Origin of the sequence: Prevotella communis (assembly GCF_022024115.1) — a bacterium.
Classification (GTDB): Bacteria; Bacteroidota; Bacteroidia; order Bacteroidales; family Bacteroidaceae; genus Prevotella; species Prevotella communis.
The window spans coordinates 1,524,122-1,542,546 of the sequence record NZ_CP091792.1; the positions used below are offsets into that span (position 1 = coordinate 1,524,122).

An 18,425-nucleotide genomic window follows, 5' to 3' on the forward strand; every position below is an offset into this window, starting at 1 on the left:
ACGAATGCCTGGGTGGTCTTTGTCGGGTAGTAGTAACAGCCTAGGCTGATAACAACTAATTGGCTACAAAGATAATAATTTTCTAAGAAAATTAGAAGATTTTTGGGAATTATTAAAGAAATAATATTGATTAGAGATGCCTATCATAGAAAAATGAGTGATTATTTGTGACATAGTTAACAAATGCCCTCCCGCTATCTTAGGGTGGTTAGCCTTCGATAGCGGGGTGGGGATAGATGTGCGTTTAACCACGAGATAAATGTTTGGTGTAGAAATCCTGCAGGGGAAAATCGTGGTTGGGGATGAATTTTGTCTCAGGGGAAGAAACCAAACGGAGGATTTTGGAGATTGGTATCTTTGCAGCTACATCGTTAGTGGCATCGTGGCACAGGAGATAGTAATTGGGAATGTCACACAGAATGTAGTATGGGTGGACCAGAATCTTCTGTTCGGGCTTCTCAGCATTAAGCTTGTAGGTGATGGTAGCGGGCTTCTTGTCGCTGATATGCTGATATAGAGCTTTGAATCTCCTCTGGTCCGATTCAGACGGAATTCTTTTGTAGAGAACAATCGGGTCGTTTGCTGGGTCAACATGCAGCATGTCTGACAGACGATTGGATAACTCGAGATACGTAAGCGAACCCTGAATGGGGTCGACAAAGCGGATTGACATCAAAGCGAAATGAAGGTGTCGGAGTTCGCCAGCGGTAAGTGCATTGTTGAATATCGTGGCATTCTCGTCTTCATACATATAATAAAGGCAATATCCACGGCGCTCAACATGTATCTTTTGCTTATATAGGTATTTGAAGTTCTGGAGGTCAAAACGTATCGCATTTACCGTTACCTTTCGAAAACCATCCATTTCGAGACTAGCGTTGACTTTTTTTGTAATCTCATACACCGTGTAACCACATCGGTCGCGTAGTAGACGGTCGATAATTATCTCCCGTGCAATTGAAAGTTTCGTGTTTGCCATAATTTTGATTTACTAATTTTTAGTGTTCTAAAAAATCGGAACGCAAAATTAGCAAAAAATATGGTGAAATGAGCAAAAATCTATGATAAGATAGATAAATTGATAAATTTTTGTTTCATTTTTCCTAACTCTTACAATTTGGCTGTAAAAGTTGATAAAAACTGCAGTCAATTGTTTCCTTGCGATGTCACAAGATCGTCACCCTCATTCTCGGCTTCTATTTCGCGACAGGCAGCGAAATAATCATTGAAGACTGCCTCGGCATCAATGCGCTTACTTTCATCGAAGCAGAAGTCCTCTTCCATGCGGATGAAAGCGTCGGCAAGACGAGCCAAAGTAAACAGGACTTCCTTTTTGCTAAGGCCCTTTTCCTCCTGTATATGAAGAACGGTATCTTCCAGCTCTTCTGCAGCTTCCTTAGTACGCTCCAGAAGCTCAGCGAACTCCAAGAGTTCATCAGCGGAATAGGGTATCGCCGGTCTCATGGTTTATTTGCACTATAGATAATATATGTCAGAACGTGATAAAATATCCTTCGTCCCATTCTGTATCGAACGTAATACCAACTCCAGTGCTGATTGTGAGCTTGTATCCGAAGGCTGCTGCAGCAGAAACCATATTGTCGACGGTGGGCGAGTAGTATTCGTCGTTAATGGCCTCGTGATGCTGGTTCATATAGACACAGAACTTATCTGAGAATGAACCGACGCTGTCAATAGAGGTGTCTGCTAGTCCTTTGCTCTCGTTGTAGAACAGCTCCATCTGATTAACTTTAACAGGCTCTTCAACAGAATCCTTTTCGCAGCTGGCAAAGCCGAATGCCATTGCTGCGAAAAGCATACAGAGGAATCCCTTCAGGGAAAATATGCGAGAAAATGTTACCATAACCATCTTTACCTTAAAACTCTGGCAAAGGTACACAAATTATCTGAAAGATAATCTGATTATCGGAGATTTTTATAAAACTCCGCCAAGAGCGATGGGGTAGACGTCGTGCTGCGGGAACTTCTCACAGCCGATGTACAGCGTATCGAAAGCGTCGGTGCCGTCGGTACGATGCTCGAGCAGGTCCTCTTCGGACTCTGGCTGCTTCTCCATAGACTTGTTCTTGCGGAAGCCGAGGCGTCCGCGTTCGACACCGGCAGACTGGATGGCCAGTATCAGGTCATCGTTGTTCTGGCGGTTGAAGAACGGCATGAGGCGCTGCTTGCCCGCGAAACCCTGATTGATGAGAAGGTACTTCTCGTCGTGGCGCATCGGGTTGCCCAGGTACACATCCTGTACCTGCCACCCGTGGCGCTCAAACTCATGGACGACGACGTAGCGGAAGTCCTGGTCGTTCACGGCATAGTTCGAGCCGAGGGCCGTGGCATCGTAGTAGAAGATGACCGTCTTGTTCTGATGATATGCGTAGTAGGCGCAGAAATCATCGACCAAGGCGGGAATCTTACGCTCGAACTTGACGTAGAAGGATTTGAGGACGTTCAGGCGGTTGCCGCTTGGCTGGCCCGCTACAATCCAGTTGATATTGGCATTGTAGTCCATGCCGATGCAGATGGGAGCCAGAGGATTCACATCCTCGTCGGCGCGGGAGTCAATGCTGCTGCCGAGCGTGGAGAACTGCGACGCAGCCTTGATGTCGTAGTTCTGCTGGCTCGTCTCTTTGAGGATCTTGTCGTAGCCCAGCTCGTCGAGATACGCAAAGTTAGAGGCATCATACTTATGATGCTCCTGCATAGAGGAGTAGAAGCCGTCATGCGTGATGCCGATGCGCTGACAGAGGATAGAGGTCTGGAAGGTCTTCGGTGTCAAGTCACGCTTCATCTGACGCAGATACTCTTCGCCCAGGAGCTGCAGGTTCTCAATGGTGCTGTACTCCTTATAGTACACCGCCACAGAACGGAACTTGTTCAGCGACTGGTCGAGCCATTTCAAGTAGCCCTTCAGGTACTGGGGAATAGGCTGGTGCTGCTCCTTCAGACGAGCAATCCGCTCCTTTGTCTCCCAAATCTTGTAGATGGTGCCCTGAATCGTCTCGATAAGCTGGGGATCCATCTTCTCCCGATAATGCAGGAACCAGGAGCCCTTCTGCGTCTGGGGCATATCGGAGAGAACCATCATGGCGTGATTGAACGAATGATGGCCGAAATACGAGCGAATGCCGCCGTTGGCGGGAAGCGTCTCGTCCTTCAGCTTATTGTAATCAATGAACTTGGCCTCGTCAATCAAGAGCCAAGAAAGGGTCAGAGAGTTAGAAGAGCCAGGGCGGTCCTGAGAGATGATGACCGCGATGGAGCCGTTGTAGAAGGTGATGACATGCTCATAGTCTGCAGGTTCGGTAATCGGCTTGCCGAAGGACTTTGGCGGCTTACGGCCTACCACATAGTGGATGCCGTTCAGGTAGCCCCAGCGCTTCCATGCAGCCAACAGTCCGGGAATGGTGTTAGTGAGACCATGCTTAAACGTGGGAACCACGATACCACCAGTAGAGCCCGGCATTCGCTGCATATTACGCAGAACGAATGGCGAGGCGATAGAGTCCGTCTTGCCAGTACGTCGGCCAGCGACAATGACTGTTGTCTTGGCACCGATGTACTGGGCCATCAACTGGGGCTTGTTAAAGTACACGCGCTTCTCGTGCTGACGGGCTTCTGCATCCCAAAGGCTAGTATCTATTGTGGGCTTAGTGGGCATAATGGGGCTAATGGGCTATTTGGTTGATTCTGATTCTTCCTTGGGGTCGTCAAAGATTTCCTCAAAGTTCATATCGGCTTCCTCGTACTCGATATTGAGCGTATCAGGGTTAGAAGCACCCAATTCCTTGGTGAGCTTCTTGATACGCTCGTCGATGTTAGGCACAGGATTGATACCAACGACACGAGGGTCAGTAGTGGGGAAGAAGGGCTGCACCACAATCATGTGATACGGTACTGCCGTCTCGTCCTCGACATCGATGCGGTTGTATTTTGCGTATGATGTGGCCGCTTTCTCCATCGTCTTCGTATCCTTGCGCTTCTTCGCCATCTGGTATGTCTCCAGGATCATCTCGTTATATCGCCAACGGTGATAGTCGCGTGAGGCCTCGGAGAGATTGGGTAGGAGAGACTTCACGATTTTCAGGTCAGCGTAGGCAGTGACCTTTGAGATGCCGTAACGCTGCATGATTTCATCGACGAACTGGCGGTCCTTGGCGTCGCAGTTCGAGATGCACCACGTGACCATGTCACGCAGGCGGAGAATGTGGTCGACCTGTGTGATGGCGTATTTGGCCTCCAAATCCTCACGCTGGGTGTAGAGGTCAGCTCGGGCTATGTCTATGATTGATGGTAAAGGCATATGATTACTGGAACTATTGGGCTATTCGTCGTCCTCCATATCCATGAGGTTCTTCTGGGCGTTCTCGAGGGCGAGGGGAGAGCCGACATAGGCTAGCTGCATTTCCTGATGCAGCAGCTTCACCTTCGAAGCGGCCTTACCCTTGTGGTAACGCTTGCTGGCCTCGGTAGAGCGGTCGGCAATGTCCTCGCGAAGCTGTTCGGCGGGGATGTCGAAAAGCACAGCCATATCGGAAATTTTCAGATAAATCGAGGCATATTGTTCTATTTGTTGGAGAATTTCTTCTGTATATACTGATTGAGCCATTTCTTGTTCTAAATATGTTTAATTTATTTGTACACCATTGGATTTTTTAGTACCTTTGCATCCAAGGAATAAAATTTTTATTTCATAGTGTAGTAAGAAGTGTCTTACTCAGTGTTATCCCAAAAGCATTCTTCGTGAGAAGAGTGCTTTTTTTATGTACCATTGATTCTCTGTGAGAATAAGTCATACAGGGGAACGCTGTGGTTGTCAATTAAATCCTTTACTTGTGAGTGCAAGCGGGCGAAAATGGCCGGATCAGTAGAGATGAAGGCTGACTCGTGGCGGTTGCCTCGGGTCAGGTTTTGTGAGGTAATGACTGAGACTGTCTGACCAGACTCAGCCTGTACCAGCAGAATCTTCGAGTGATTGTCAGTGAGGAAGGTACGCTCAATGACCTGAGTCATGAATGACCAGAGCTTGAGCGTCTTGTTCGTGGCCTTGTGGTCAAGAACAAGGTTGAACTCGCTGACCTTGCCGCCCTTCTCGATGAAGTACAAGCGGCGAAGGAACTCCTCGGAGATAGAGAATGAAGTCTGCCACACCTTGGCTGTGCCTACCTGCTCGAGAATCCATTCAAGCAGGTCTGCTACCTGAACGGCATTGGAGAGATAGGCTTGTGAAGGGCATTCAGAGAGCGGCTTCACAACGTCAGCCATAGATGCGGTACGCTTCATGAGATGTCAGATGTAAGATGTCAGATGTAAGATGTTACTGCTTCTTTGTAGCCTTCTTCGTGGTACGCTTAGCCGTGGTCTTCTTAGGCTTTGCCTCTGGAGCGGGTGCCTCTGCAGACTGCTCAGAAGATTCGGCTGATTCTTCGGGATTAACCGAAGTGCCAGTAGGAATAACAGATTCCTCGTTAGGATTGACCGATGTTTCGGACTCCTTGATGGGCTGCTCGGAAACAGGTTCTTCCTCGGTGGAATCGGTATTTTCGAGGGTGGGGGACTCGACTGCTACAGGCGTACCAGGGATATAGTGGTCATAGATATCCCAGTTCTCAACGCGCTTCTTGTCGAGGGCGATGATTTCCTTCAGGAAGGGATATCGCTCGCTGTCGGGGCAAGTGGCGTTATCGAGACTGAGCGAGCGCAGCTTCAGATGCAGCTCACGCATACGATGGACGATATCCAGGTTCTCCACATAGAGTGCCTGAATCTCCTCGGGAAGGTCATCGTGGTCAGGACGCTTGCCAGCCTTGAAATTGGCAAATTCCTCCGATTTAACCGATGGAGATGCATCGGGAGTGGCGGCGGGCTTGATGACCTTTTTCACGATTTCATCGACCTCGGACTGCATCTGGCAGACCTGGTCGCGGGTGAGCTTCTGAAGGCGGAAGTTCAGGTACTTCTGAAGCTGCCCTTTAATGAACTCTGCCTTGCCTTTGGGATTGATGGAGATGTTGTGGTACATGATACGGTTGCCCGATAGCTGCAGTAGCATAAGGGCACCTTCATCCCAATCCTTCTGAGGGTCAGGCGTGTTCAGCCAGGCCTGTAGCTTGGCAGTGAATTGTGAATCTTGATTCATATTCTAATGTTTATGTTTTACTTTAGAGCTTGTTATTTATTCCACTGATAAACAGGATGTTCTTATTATATGGTTCAAGCGCACGTTTCATAGCTTGAAGCGTCTGACCTGTGGTGACGAAATCATCAAAGCAGATGATATTCTGCTCCTTCGGAACGATGTTCACATCGAAGATTGCATTAACGCGCTGCCTGTTCCTGCAGGTGCAGACATCCTCGTAAAACGGGATGGAGAGGCGGGCGGCAATCTGCTCTGAGATACGCGTGGCGAAGTTCTTCACGAGGTGGCGGCGCTTGGGAGTGGTGATGATGCACCAGCAGCCCTGAGAGAGGTCCGGCCCGATGATGTCATGGATGAGTGATACCATCGCTTCGGCGAAGAACAGCACCATACTGTCATCAGACTTGATGTCAGTGAGCGTTCGGCCATAGACGGACTTCTGCCAGTACGAGAGGAAGAATAGCCCGGAACGGCGTGTCAGGCGAGGGCGCGGTGTGAAGTCGCAACGCGCTTCCACCGTCTTATCCCATCCTTTGCGCTTCCCATCAGCAAATATATCCTGCTCGCGCTTTGCCTGAATATCTTTAAGGGCAAGCTGTGCACTCCCGATATCAGGGACTTCTATCTCTGATAGCAGGTCGCTCATATCTATGGGAGTGCGCATGCTCATGAACTTTTACTGTTTCCAGTGGTCAACAGGTGGCTAGTCGTTTTCGTTGCCACCGCCGGGGTTCACAGGACCGCTTGAAGAGCTGGTCTGTTTGATGGTGAACCATTCAGTATCAGCTTTGCCAGAGGCCTCCTTACGGTAAATCACAATTGTGCTGGGCGCGGTAATCTTCTGGCTTAAAGTAGCGGAGGTGCCGTCGCTGCTGATTTGAATCTCTTCAGGCATACCGCCTCCGTCATAATGCGACAGGTACAACATGTTCTTACCGGTGAACCTTATCGATGTGATATCACCTGTGACATTGACTGTACCGCCCTTTGTGACGTTGTAAGTCTGGCCATTGATTACAACCTTGCTGTCATAGACAGGCTCAGAGGAGGTAGAACTGCCGTTGCTACCGCTGTTGCCGCTATTGCCGCTTCCGCTGTTGCCGTTGTTGTCGCCGTTGATGTCCTGGTTAGGGTTTCCGTCAGGGTTGATGTCACCGTCCTCAGTAGCAATCTTTCCTGCATAGAAAGGAGCGGGGCACTCGTCAGAAGCTTCCACGTTGATAGTGGTAGAAGTGGCACCAGTAGCGCCCTGTCCCAGATCCTGGGCGACAGTCGTCTTGGTGGGCCACTTGTCAGAGCCTACGACGCGGAAATCACCATGCATGTTCTCGACGAGGAACACGTTGTCATTGTTATTGAGGTATGCAGCAGCCTCGGAAGCCTCCTTTCCTACACCAGGATGAACAGCCACCAGCTTGTTCAGCTGTGTCTGCGAGGGATATTCGCCCTGAGCCTCAGAAGTCAGCTGCGACTTGTCGGAGATGATATCGATGTACTTCCACTTCTTGTCGGCACGGAGAACGAAGTCACCCGCATAAGAGGCTGATGTCAGTCGGCCGTTTGCGTCGTGCTGAAGTTTGGGCCACTGAAGTACGTCATACTTGGAAATGTAATAGATACGGCGCTTGACGCCGGGCAGCTCGGGGCGACCTTGGCACCACGCGAGCGATTTCTGTACTGATGAACAATCAGGCATAATGTATAATGGTTAAAGGTTTAACGATTCAAAAGAGAAAAGGGAGCCAGAGCCTTCACAGGTGCCGGCTCCCCAAAACTCAGAAAAAATGAAAACGGACTTTGGTTAATGTTGAACAAACTTTATTCTATGCACAATATCTGCTTAGCCTTCGCCACCTTCACCAGCGCCTGTGCCTCCCTGAGAAGGAGCAGCAGGAGCACCGATTTCAACGACCTTCAGGCGTCGCTTGTCGATAGACTCGAACTGACAGCCGAAGAACATGGTGGCGATATATGAGAGGATGAACGGCTCGTACTCCTTAACCATGACATTCTCGGTATCGCCCATCTGGTCGTAACCGACCAACATGTTGATCTTAGGAGAAACATGGATGAACTTGGAGTCAGCCTTGTTAGCCAGCGGACAGAGAATCAGCTTGCCGTTAGAACCTTCGACGGCGTTCTGATTATACTGGTTGTTGTAGTTGATACCCGCGTGAGTCAGGAGATAACCCTCGTTGTATTTGTCGGCGAAGTCCTGTGAGCAGTACATATAACATGTCTGAGCGCGAAGGTGCGGATCCAGGGAGAAGAGCACCTGCTTGGCGATATCCACGGCGTTTGCGGTCGTGATTTCGTCGGTGAACTTCATATAGTTGCCCTCTTCCTTGGCAATCTTGCCCTCCTTGATTTCCTGCGCGGTGATGGTGTCGAAACCGTCGAAGAGGTCGAGGGTGGTGTCACCAGAGGCGTTGCGCTTACCAGCCCAGATAGCGTTGTTCAGGTTCTCAGACAGCGACTTGGCAATCAAGGCCAAAACGTGCTTGGCGGTAGGTGCCTGAATCTGACCGTCGCCCTTTGTGTCGCCGATGGCACCAAGAAGGGTCGAGATGGCGCTGTTAGGCTCGAACTGGGCAACAACGGAGCCGAAGAAGGTCTCCAGTGTGCGGAAGTCCAGGTCCAGATTGAAGTTTGAACGACGTGAGGGCTTGTAGGGCGCGAACTGAGCGTTGCCGTTCAGCGCTGCCACACTTTCCTTGTAACGGATGCCCGGTCGGCCAGTCATGAACTTCAAGGTGTCCTGAATACCGATGATGGGCAGCATGAGGAGATCCTTGCGGTACTTACGAGCCGCGTCCTGATACTCCTCCAGAGTAAATTGTAGTTTTCCTGCCATAAAATGATAAGGTAAATGGTTGATTAATTCGGTTTGTTAAGAGGTCCTAGGGGAGAGAGTCGAAAAGAGACTGAGCACTGGCACGTGACTCGAAGTACTCTTCGGCCTCCGTCTTCTCGGTGCGCTGCTGCTGATGCTGGTCGTTCACCACGTGTGCTGTGGTGTCGCCAGGCTTCTGCTTCAGGGTGTTTACCTCGTTCTGCAGCTGAGCGTTTGCATCCGAAAGAGTCTGTTTCTCGGTCTTGAGCGTCTGAATCTCAGCGTTCAAGTTGTTGATTGTCTGCTTGTCTGCGCTGATGGCCGACTCGATAGTATCGAGCTGAGCGTCGTCAAGCGTGATTTTGCCGTCCTGACTGAGCAGGTGCTCACATGAGAGGATGGCACAAATGGAAGTGAAAATCTTCTTCATAGGGTTGATGGTTTGAGAATTAATGGATTCTTGGTGCTTTGAAGTGCTGAAGCACTGAGTCAATGCGCTCAGGAACTTCATGAATGCCGACTGGTCCTGCTTCGACATGGTGGGCAATTTGGGCGATATGGGCATGTTGGGGACAGGGATTCCTGCTGCTGACATGGCGTTTGCCATCGTGTCGGTCAGAACCGGTGCATCCTCGCCCTCGTAGTCAGTCAGCTCGTCCACGAAGCCCCATGCAAGAGCCTCTTCGGCGGTGAGCCAGCCACCTTGCTTCATCAAGTCGAGAAGGTCAGCCTTGTCCTTCTTGCAGCGTGTGGCATACATCTGGGCGATGTTAGCGTCCAGCTTGTCGAGGTCGGCCTTCTGGTGCTCGATGTTGTCGATGAGCGCCTGGAGGTCGTCCGAGTTCATCTGACCCCATTCAAGGAAGCCCACGCTACATTTATGAACAAGGTACATGGCTGACGAGTCCATTGTGATGCGCTTGGCACCGAGTGAGGCGATCGTAGCAGCACTGGCGTTCATACCCACGAAATGAACGTTCACATTCCCATGGCGCTTGAAAGCCGAGAAAATAGAAAGGGCGGTGTTCGACCTGCCTCCCAGCGAGTCAATCAGGACGTGGACCTCCTTTCCCTCATTCTTAGAGAGAACGTAGTCCACATAGCCTGCATCGAAGTCGTAACCTCCGACGAAGCCCTTCAGGTGAAGTTGGTAGTCTGTAGTTTTTGTGTTGGTTGCCATAATGCGTATGAATTATGGCGCAAAGATACAGACAAGAAAAAAGTGGCGAAAAGACGGACTAATACGCCTCTTTGCCACTTATGGAGCTTTAGGAGTGAGGAAAATCACCCAGTACAAAGTGCCAGGGCTTTCCTTGCCGTGAAGGAAACCTCGTACTTTCTGACGGAGGCATCACCATCAGGCTGACCCGTAGAACTGGTGATTTTGACGGTGGGGTATGGCCGCTCCTTTGCTCCCAGCAGATACAGTTCGTCGTTCGCTGTCTTGATGACGAACGTCGGATGCTGGTCGGTCGGCACGTCGTCCAGCGTCAGGAACTGTAGCTTCGCCTTCTCTATATAACTATTGTTGTCGTATGACTTCTCCACTTCACAGACAGCTTCGCCCTTCAAGGTGATGCTGACGGTGGGCGTCTCAAGCAGTGAAATGGGGATTCCTGCGACGGAGCGATAAACAACGTCGTCAGGGAGGTCGGCACAGGGGATGTACCAAACCTTCTGTATGCCGGGGAGAGATTGACACTTACTCATGGTCTTCAAACAAATCAAACATAATCACGAATCCGACAAAGGAGGGGTTCAAGTCGGAATCTTTTTCTTCATTTTCCTGTTCAGGGCGGTCTTGTAGCAGTTTTTTTTGCGCTGGTATATCTTCTTGATGGTATCCGAGCTGGTGCCGTCCTCCTTGATGCCGTTGAGCTCCATGAACTGATATATCAGAGAATTGAGCTCGCTGCCGCAGCGGTCAATGTCGTGAAGGTATTCCCAAAGGTCAACCTTGAAATCATTCTTCAGCATTTCAAGGAGATGGTGCTTGCCATGAGGAGAGAGGTAATTGTATGTGCGTGGGTCATGGCTCTTGTAGTAGGGGATGCAGATAGCGAGTTCGTCCTCCTGCTGTGGCAACTGTATGACACCGCTGGGGAGCTTGGTAGTAGACTTCTTCAGGAAGTCGCTCTCGGCAGAACCGCGAACGAGCTGGACAGGTTCGCTGCCTCCGTGACGGTGTATCAACCACTGGCGGAGGTAGGATGGCATTTTAACGTAGATACAAATTTCGCTCATTGTAGTAGTACTTTATTTATATGATGCAAAGTTACTAAATTTCAGCGATATAAACAAAAGACAGAAATCAAACATTTCAAACAAAAACGAAATTATCCGATTTCTTTGTTGAAGTCGGAAAGAAAAAGTTCTGGAAATGAATTTGTGGCTATAAGTAGAATGAGAACTTCGTGCCCTTTGAGCCTTCGCCGTCATAATCCGCGGCGATGGGGAACTGGCTGCAGAGATTGTCGATGGCATCGTCATCGAGGGTAACTGTCAGCTCCAACTCGATGGCCATCCGAGGGTCGTTCCAATTAAGATTCCAGATGCATTCACCAAGAACGGCATTCACTACCGTTCGGATCTCGTCCTGCGTGCGCCAGATGGAATCGTAGTCGGTCATACCTTTTTGATTACTTTGCAGGGATTACCAACGGCTACAGAGTTAGACGGTATGTCCTTTACTACAACCGAGCCTGCGCCAATGCTTACATTATCCCCGATTGTTACTCCTGGAAGGATGGTGACGCTGCCGCCAATCCATACATTGTTCCCGATAGTGACGGACTTTGCCCATTCCTGGCGGCTATTACGCTCCACAGGGTCAGTACTATGGCATGCAGTATAGATACTGACATTTGGACCGATGAAACAGTCGTCGCCAATGGTGACGCGGGCTTCATCGAGAACGGTGAAATTGAAATTGGCAAAGAACCGCTTTCCTATACTTATCTGCTTGCCATAGTCGCAACGGAACGGCTGGTTAATAAGATAATTATTATCAGCCACGTGGCCGAACAACTCTTTGATGATTTCCTTCATCCTTTTGGTCTCAGATGGTCGGAGCGAGTTATACTCAAAGATTTTATCCCTTGTTGCGGTTAATTCTTCCAACAACTCTTGGTCAACCGCAGAATAAATCTCGCCTTCAAGCATCTTTTCTTTCTCTGTCATATCTATCGTATTATCTTTGCTTTTTGCAGATTGTCGAAGTCATCCCAGAAATCAGCCTGCTCTTCGTCGGTGAAGCCGTTCGAGGAAAGCCCGTGAAGGATGGCATCCAAAAGCTGTACCTTCGAGACGTTCAATTCAGGGGCAACGTCGATAGGATAGGTGAGGATATCCCCCAGCGAGCCGACGTGACAGCCGGTAACGACAATGTCACCGCGAACTGCAGTTACCTGAATATGTCGGCTGTCGCCGTATTCAGGCTTCGTCTCACGTAGCTTTTGATATAGCGGATTATCGCTATACAGCTCGGAGTCGATTGAATTGATGAGTTCGCGAAGGGTCATTATAAAATAAATACTAAAGTATTGTAATTCTCGCTGCAAAGGTACAAAATAATGCGGAATTATGAGTAACTTTGCAAATCCAATTTAGAAGAATAAAATGAAAAAGATTGCTATTCCAACACGAGAGAACATGGTAGATGACCATTTCGGTCATTGTGCTTATTATACAGTAATAACCCTCGATGATGAGAATCAGGTGCAGAATACAGAACGCCTGGATTCACCAGAGGGATGTGGATGCAAGTCTAACATCGCATCTGTCATGCAGGAAATGGGCATTACCCTGATGCTCGCCGGCAACATGGGTATGGGAGCCTATAACAAACTGTCAGCCCATGGCATCACAGTTATTAGAGGCTGCCATGGCAAGGTGGATGATGTGCTCAAGTCATACCAGAACGGCGAGCTGCAGGACTCCCTGGAATCCTGCGACCATCATGACTGCAGCCACCATGAAGCCAAGCCTGTGTACATGATTTCCAAGTTTGGAAATATGCAATGAGCAGAATTGAGCGAGAAAAGCAAACTGTCCTAAAGATGATAGAGCTTTATTGCCGTCATCATCTTCATCAGAACACAATGCCAGAAGAGTATCAACATCTGGCTGACTTTGCCTGTCGCCGATTGGATCATTGCAAGTATGGCGAACAGAAAACGGCTTGCAAGAATTGCCCTACCCACTGCTATGCTCCAAAAGAGCGTGAGCAGATTCGCGAGGTGATGCGATGGGCAGGGCCAAGAATGTTCTGTTATTCACCCATTGAAGCCATTCGGCATTTAATCAATCAATGATATAAAAGCACCGTTCTGCTACTTTAAGCAGGGCGGTGTTTTTTATGGCAATGTGCCAGGATTATCTCCTGAACACATAGCCATTTGTGAAATAGTAATCATCGATGAATAAATCACGGGCGAATGCTTCGTAATCGAAGTATGATGCGAGACTTCCCATCATGTCATCCAGATTGTAGCACTCATCAACGATGTGCTCAGCGAAATCTTTTTCAGATTCCCACTGACCCATGTAGCGCTCGCGGAAGCTTTCGATGCTATCATTGCCGAAAGCATCTGAGAACTCCTCGAAGGCATCCCTGTCATCATCATCCAAACCAGAGAATTCGATGATTCTATCGAATGTATCTTCATCAATACCGCTTTCAGAGTACCAGGCACTGGGGAAACATTCATAATCCTGAAACATCAGCTCCGGATCCTCTTCATCTGCATGCAGATTGTGGCATACTTCCATGAATGTGTCATAATCACCGCACTTTACCAATGAAATCCAGGCACCGAACAAATCCCCATCATTGTATTTGCTGTATGTACCTACGTAAACAGCTGGCTCATTATCCGTGCTGTCATTCATATAATCCTCTACTGACATCTTCTGTAGAATGAGCTTACCGATTTTGTTCTCCTCCTTTTTGGCGAGGGCTTGTAATTCCATTGATTTACTGTTCTGCATAACTTATAATATTTAGATGTTTAACTTTTAGTGAAGCTCTCTGTGTAGAGCGCTTTTTACGATGCCTTGGAAATTGAGCGAGGGAAGTGCCTAAAGGCAAGGAATGGCCAGGAAATTTTATGGAATACCACCATTTTCGTGGACTCACGCAAATGATGGAAGGCTTCCGGAAAATTTCTGCAGACATCGGGAACTTGTGACCAGTACTTGCAGAGCACGGCGAGCATTAAATTTGCATCGAAAAAGTGTGGTACACAGCCCGAGAGCCTCACGTTAAACATCTATAGATATGGAGCAGAACAGATTGAATCAGGTAAAGCCCGGATAAATGATGTGGAGAACAGGTAAGCTAGGCTAGGGGAGAAAGATGTATACCTATTGTCAATATGACGCAAGGATATGCCCAGCTATAGATAACAAAAGCAAAAATGATGGGGAGGAAGTTCAGGGCCTTCTCGTGCTTGTGCGTGTGATACTCAGATGGATGCACAAAAGCGCACTAACCTATAAAGAAGGATTTAGGAGACTGATATTCAGGTAATTATGTGTTCTAGATGCCTGCACAAAACGGTATTATATTTGTGCAAATGATATATTCTTTGTGCATATCTAATTATTTGTGCAGGATTTGTGCAGCGTCGAGCAGGAGTTGTGCAGATTCAGCAGGATTTGTGTAACGTGGGAAAGCCTGTGTAGATGGGCGTTTCGAGAGATTTGTGATTCCTTGTGCTTTGTTGTGCGCAATACGCCTCGTGCGCGCGCGAGGCAAAGCCCAGACGCAAGGCTTGAAAAAAAAAGCCCAGACGCTTCACAGCGGCCGGGTCTCGAGAGGTAACCACAAACGCTTCACAGCGGTTATGGTTCAGGGGAAATCCCTAGACGCTTCACAGCGGTCGGGATTGGGGAACGATAGTTCAATAACTAAAACAATAACGATGCATAATACACAATACATTAAAAAAACTCGGGCTCCGTGACCTTAGGCTTGGACGCCTGTTCCTCTTCCTTCTCGATACGGTCTGCTTCAAGGGAAGAGAATCGCTCCAGATGCAGTCCGTAGCGGTTCTGCAGCACTTCATAGTCGAAACAGAGGAAGCGGTCGAACTTATATATGTTGTTAGAGCGGATAATCGGTCTATTCTTGCTGTCATACAACTGGTTGCCCTTAGAATCCTTGGCGGGTTCTGGCACCTGTTCGGGATAGCCGTCCTTCATGGAAACGTACCGCTCAGACGGCTTGACGCCGAGATAGGCACTACCTGTAGTCAGGTAATAGCGTATCGAGTCGCGGTCCATGATAATCTTCTTCTCACCCTCACGCTGAGCCAGCTGCTTGTACTGTGACACGAAGTTGGCCAGGCGGAGCATGAGAATGGGGTGCTTCTCCTTGAATTCCCGCTGACCCTTGTCCGTCTTCAGGCGCAGAACGTACTTTACCTTGAAGTCAGAGTCAGCATAGATCTTGCCCTGGTCATAAAGGGTAGAAAGAGCGTTCCAAAGGTTGCCCAGCTCATTGTTCGAAGTCACCTCGCCGCTCTGACGCTTGATACCCTCGATGCAGAGAGATTTCATCTCCTCGTAGTCGAACGGCAGACCGAGGGGAACACGCAGTACCTTGTAAGTGGCCAGGAGCATAGCCCAGTTGCGCCAAAGACGGTCCTCGATGTTATCCCCATCAATGAGGTCACAAACCTCGTTGCACACCTCATTGTACGTATCATAGAAAGAACTCTCGAAGTTCGCACGATGCGCCAGAATCTGCATGGTGAGGTGCTGCAGCCCCAGCTTTCGGATGTCCGAAAGATGGTTGAACTTATCCTTCGCCTCCCGGTCATGCACCGTGATGGCCGTGGGAAGGTAAATCATACGCGTGAACATAGCGATATCCAGCGTCGGCATCTCCTGACCGCAGACGATGACACCACAGTCAACAGGCGTGCGCTCAATCTTCTTTCCCCGGTCCATATCCATACGCGCACGTCCCACACCGTCATAGGCACCCTTGATTATCTCAATGATACGCATATCCAGCGTGTTCTTATACTCGTCCAGCAGCACCAGCGAATTCGCCGACGTCGACAGCACCTGAGAGAGAGAGGGCGGGGTAGTGTTGCGCAGGTTAAACGGCTTGTCACCGATGGTCAGGAAACGCATGAGGGTGATTCCCAGCTCCGTCTTACCGCTACCCTTCGGCCCAAAGAGATTCAGGATGGGGAAGTTCACCGTATATGAGGTGATGATGTCACGGTGCAGCGATGCCAGAAGATAGCAGATGGCTATCTTCGCGTTGTCACCGAAGACCTCGGCCATCAGTCGTGCGATGTCAGGAAAGGAAATGCTGGAATGCGTCTCAGGATAGATAAACTGCCGCTCAAAAGTGAAATAGCTAGTATCCTTCGCATATATCTCAGATGCGCCCTGCAGATAATAGTTGTCCAGACGCTTGTCAGCATCATGAAGATGGACGATACCCATGGAATCTGCAGGATACCACTCGTCGTCGAAGATACAGCCGTTGCCAAAAGCCCAGAAACCGCTGCGCTGCCAACCATATTGATGAATGAGGATGGCCGTCTCGGTCTGGTCAAAGAGATAACACTTCAGCTTTGTCAGTTCAGACATTGAAACTTTCCAGATGAAGTTGCCAATTGACTCCACCTTCACCATGAACTTCTGCAGGGAAACCAGTTCCTCCGCGCTCAGCTCAAGGATCCTGGTCGTATTGTCGATGTTGGTAATCTCATACAGACGTCGGGAATCATCCACACCGATGACGTGATAGAGCGGTTTCATGCGGAAATTAGACCACTGCTTCTCGTTGCCGTTCTCATCACGACTCCAGTAACAGTTGTGCTGCTCATAGAAACCATACTTCAGAAGGTCGATGCCCGACTTCTTCTGCGTGGCCTTCGCCTTCTCCTCAGCCCTGCGGAGCTTCGCCTCGTTGACAGCATTGCGCCATAAGGCCTTGTGACCGTTGTGCTGCTTTATCAATGCGTCAAGAAGCGCTTTCTGCGTGTACTCATCCTGCTCCAGAATCAGCGTATCACAGATATTCTTCACGGCATCCGAAATGGTCGTCTCGGTAACAGAAGCATCCTCCGTACTCGGGAACGTCTTGCCTGCCATCCAAATGATGAAGTCTTGCTCAGGGATAGAGCGAAGCTGGTCAAGCGTCTGCAGATAACTGTCTGCGTCCTGCTTGTACTTGTGGGCGACTCCTTTCTCGTCTGTCTCTTCACGCTGCGGAATCTCCTTCACCTTGACACGGAAACCATTCTCCATGGCAATACGTCCGTTTTTCAGCACCGCCTTAATGCCAGGCTCGTCGGCATCGGGAATGAATATCAACTTCGGATGGAAACGCTTCAACTGCTGCAGCTGCTCCTTGGTCAAGGCCGTCCCCAAAGGAGCAACTGTGTTTAATGCGCCTATCTGCTGCATCTTCAGTACGTCTGGGCCACCTTCGACAATATAGAACGCTTCCTCCCTGGCACCCACCTTCATGGCCGTATCCAGTCCGAAGAGCACCTCAGACTTATGGAATACCAGACTGTCCCTGCCGTTGATATATTTCTGCTTGTCCTTATCGTCGGAGAGCGTCCGCGCCGTATAACTGATGACCTGGTGCCACTTGTTGCGGACAGGAATCATCAGACGGTCGCGATAGAACGCATATTCCCACTTTTCCTCCTCGTCCTCAGCAATGAGGCCTGCACGCTTACATAACTCCCAGCTCAGACCCGTCTTCTTGATAAAGTCAAAAAACTCCTGGCTACGCCTTGGCGCATAACCGAGCCCCATGTCCCTGACTGTCTCTTCGTTCCATCGATGCAGCGCGTATCCTAATGCAGCCTTAGCCTCCGGCGTGTCACTAAACAGACAGTCAACATAGAACTTCTGGACACGCTCATAGATGACCTGCATAGACTCCTTGTCGCGCTGGTCCTGAATCTCCTTTGGAGTGAGCTCCTTCTTCTCTTCCTCCAGGTCAATGTGATACTTATCTGCTATCTTGTGACAAGCCTCGTTGAAACTGATATTCTCATGCTCCATGAGAAAGGTAATCGGTGCACCACCTTTGCCGCAAACGAAGCAATGGCAGATGTTTTTCTCAGGACTGACATAGAATGAAGGATTCTTGTCGCTGTGAAACGGACACAAGCCCTTATAATTGACTCCAGCCTTCTTCAGCGTGACGTATTCAGACACGATATCATGGATTGACTGGCTGTTGAGCTTGTCTATAATTCTGTCTTTTATCATGATTTATGCTTTTTGATGGCTGCAAAAGTACCATGTTGGTTTAGCCTTTTAAAAGACTGCAGGGCCGGTATCTTTTTACCTTTAGGTCGGTCCATGCCGGTTCCTGGCAGTCCTCTATTCTTTTTTGCCATAACTGCATCAATTTGCGACACCTGTAATACGAGCGGGGAACGGAAACAACTTCCC

General features: G+C 49.2%; 21 protein-coding genes. 2 read left to right on the forward strand and 19 right to left on the reverse strand.

Translation table 11 applies throughout. The features are described from left to right. Positions 1-244 precede the first annotated feature (244 nt). The 17 genes from L6468_RS06020 to L6468_RS06100 form a co-directional block, all read right to left on the reverse strand. Complete coding sequence (locus L6468_RS06020; RefSeq protein WP_237796458.1) at positions 245-865, reverse strand: hypothetical protein; 621 nt, start codon at positions 863-865, stop codon at positions 245-247. 281 nt (positions 866-1,146) lie between these two features. Further along, complete coding sequence (locus tag L6468_RS06025) at positions 1,147-1,464, reverse strand: hypothetical protein (RefSeq protein WP_237796460.1); 318 nt, start codon at positions 1,462-1,464, stop codon at positions 1,147-1,149. A gap of 28 nt (positions 1,465-1,492) precedes the next feature. Further along, positions 1,493-1,864, reverse strand: a complete 372-nt coding sequence (locus L6468_RS06030) for a hypothetical protein (RefSeq protein ID WP_237796463.1) — start codon at positions 1,862-1,864, stop codon at positions 1,493-1,495. A gap of 72 nt (positions 1,865-1,936) precedes the next feature. Beyond that, positions 1,937-3,673 (reverse strand): hypothetical protein, encoded by a 1,737-nt coding sequence (locus tag L6468_RS06035; RefSeq protein WP_237796464.1) that lies wholly within the window; start codon positions 3,671-3,673, stop codon positions 1,937-1,939. A gap of 15 nt (positions 3,674-3,688) precedes the next feature. Further along, entirely contained in the window at positions 3,689-4,315 is a 627-nt protein-coding gene (locus L6468_RS06040; RefSeq protein WP_091852019.1) for a P-loop NTPase family protein, read from the reverse strand. 21 nt (positions 4,316-4,336) lie between these two features. Continuing rightward, complete coding sequence (locus tag L6468_RS06045; RefSeq protein WP_237796466.1) at positions 4,337-4,543, reverse strand: hypothetical protein; 207 nt, start codon at positions 4,541-4,543, stop codon at positions 4,337-4,339. A 230-nt stretch (positions 4,544-4,773) separates the two neighbouring features. Then, the gene (locus L6468_RS06050; RefSeq protein WP_091852011.1) at positions 4,774-5,295 is read right to left on the reverse strand and encodes a hypothetical protein; all 522 of its coding nucleotides are present in this window, start codon (positions 5,293-5,295) and stop codon (positions 4,774-4,776) included. 34 nt (positions 5,296-5,329) lie between these two features. After that, on the reverse strand, positions 5,330-6,151 hold the full coding sequence (locus L6468_RS06055) for a hypothetical protein (protein WP_237796468.1): 822 nt from the start codon (positions 6,149-6,151) through the stop codon (positions 5,330-5,332). Between the two features lie 22 nt (positions 6,152-6,173). After that, positions 6,174-6,815: a hypothetical protein gene (locus L6468_RS06060; RefSeq protein WP_237796470.1), complete on the reverse strand. Its 642-nt coding sequence runs from the start codon at positions 6,813-6,815 to the stop codon at positions 6,174-6,176. Between the two features lie 39 nt (positions 6,816-6,854). Continuing rightward, positions 6,855-7,847, reverse strand: a complete 993-nt coding sequence (locus L6468_RS06065; protein WP_237796472.1) for a hypothetical protein — start codon at positions 7,845-7,847, stop codon at positions 6,855-6,857. A gap of 144 nt (positions 7,848-7,991) precedes the next feature. After that, a complete protein-coding gene (locus L6468_RS06070) occupies positions 7,992-9,005 on the reverse strand; it encodes a hypothetical protein (protein WP_237796473.1) in 1,014 nt (337 codons plus the stop codon). Between the two features lie 46 nt (positions 9,006-9,051). Next, a complete protein-coding gene (locus tag L6468_RS06075) occupies positions 9,052-10,164 on the reverse strand; it encodes a Clp protease ClpP (RefSeq protein WP_237796475.1) in 1,113 nt (370 codons plus the stop codon). Between the two features lie 104 nt (positions 10,165-10,268). Then, positions 10,269-10,694: a hypothetical protein gene (locus L6468_RS06080; protein WP_237796477.1), complete on the reverse strand. Its 426-nt coding sequence runs from the start codon at positions 10,692-10,694 to the stop codon at positions 10,269-10,271. Positions 10,695-10,742: 48 nt separating this feature from the next. Further along, positions 10,743-11,228, reverse strand: coding sequence for a hypothetical protein (locus tag L6468_RS06085; protein WP_237796479.1), 486 nt, complete (start codon positions 11,226-11,228; stop codon positions 10,743-10,745). Between the two features lie 148 nt (positions 11,229-11,376). Next, positions 11,377-11,613 (reverse strand): hypothetical protein, encoded by a 237-nt coding sequence (locus L6468_RS06090; protein WP_237796481.1) that lies wholly within the window; start codon positions 11,611-11,613, stop codon positions 11,377-11,379. Next, a complete protein-coding gene (locus tag L6468_RS06095) occupies positions 11,610-12,164 on the reverse strand; it encodes a sugar O-acetyltransferase (RefSeq protein ID WP_237796482.1) in 555 nt (184 codons plus the stop codon). Before L6468_RS06095 ends, L6468_RS06090 begins: the two co-directional genes overlap by 4 nt. Before the next feature lie 2 nt (positions 12,165-12,166). Continuing rightward, positions 12,167-12,505, reverse strand: coding sequence for a hypothetical protein (locus tag L6468_RS06100; RefSeq protein ID WP_237796484.1), 339 nt, complete (start codon positions 12,503-12,505; stop codon positions 12,167-12,169). 97 nt (positions 12,506-12,602) lie between these two features. Between L6468_RS06100 and L6468_RS06105 the strand changes: the two genes are divergently transcribed. Both L6468_RS06105 and L6468_RS06110 read left to right on the forward strand, forming a co-directional pair. Next, positions 12,603-13,007: a NifB/NifX family molybdenum-iron cluster-binding protein gene (locus tag L6468_RS06105; protein WP_237796486.1), complete on the forward strand. Its 405-nt coding sequence runs from the start codon at positions 12,603-12,605 to the stop codon at positions 13,005-13,007. Continuing rightward, positions 13,004-13,297 (forward strand): nitrous oxide-stimulated promoter family protein, encoded by a 294-nt coding sequence (locus tag L6468_RS06110; protein ID WP_237796487.1) that lies wholly within the window; start codon positions 13,004-13,006, stop codon positions 13,295-13,297. The genes L6468_RS06105 and L6468_RS06110 overlap by 4 nt, the downstream gene beginning before the upstream one ends. A 61-nt stretch (positions 13,298-13,358) precedes the next feature. Here the strand turns inward: L6468_RS06110 and L6468_RS06115 are convergent, their stop codons facing one another. Together L6468_RS06115 and dnaG are read right to left on the reverse strand one after the other, a co-directional pair. Then, positions 13,359-13,955, reverse strand: coding sequence for an antirestriction protein ArdA (locus tag L6468_RS06115; RefSeq protein WP_237796495.1), 597 nt, complete (start codon positions 13,953-13,955; stop codon positions 13,359-13,361). 972 nt (positions 13,956-14,927) lie between these two features. Next, on the reverse strand, positions 14,928-18,239 hold the full coding sequence (dnaG, locus tag L6468_RS06120) for a DNA primase (protein ID WP_237796497.1): 3,312 nt from the start codon (positions 18,237-18,239) through the stop codon (positions 14,928-14,930). Between the last annotated feature and the right edge of the window lie 186 nt (positions 18,240-18,425).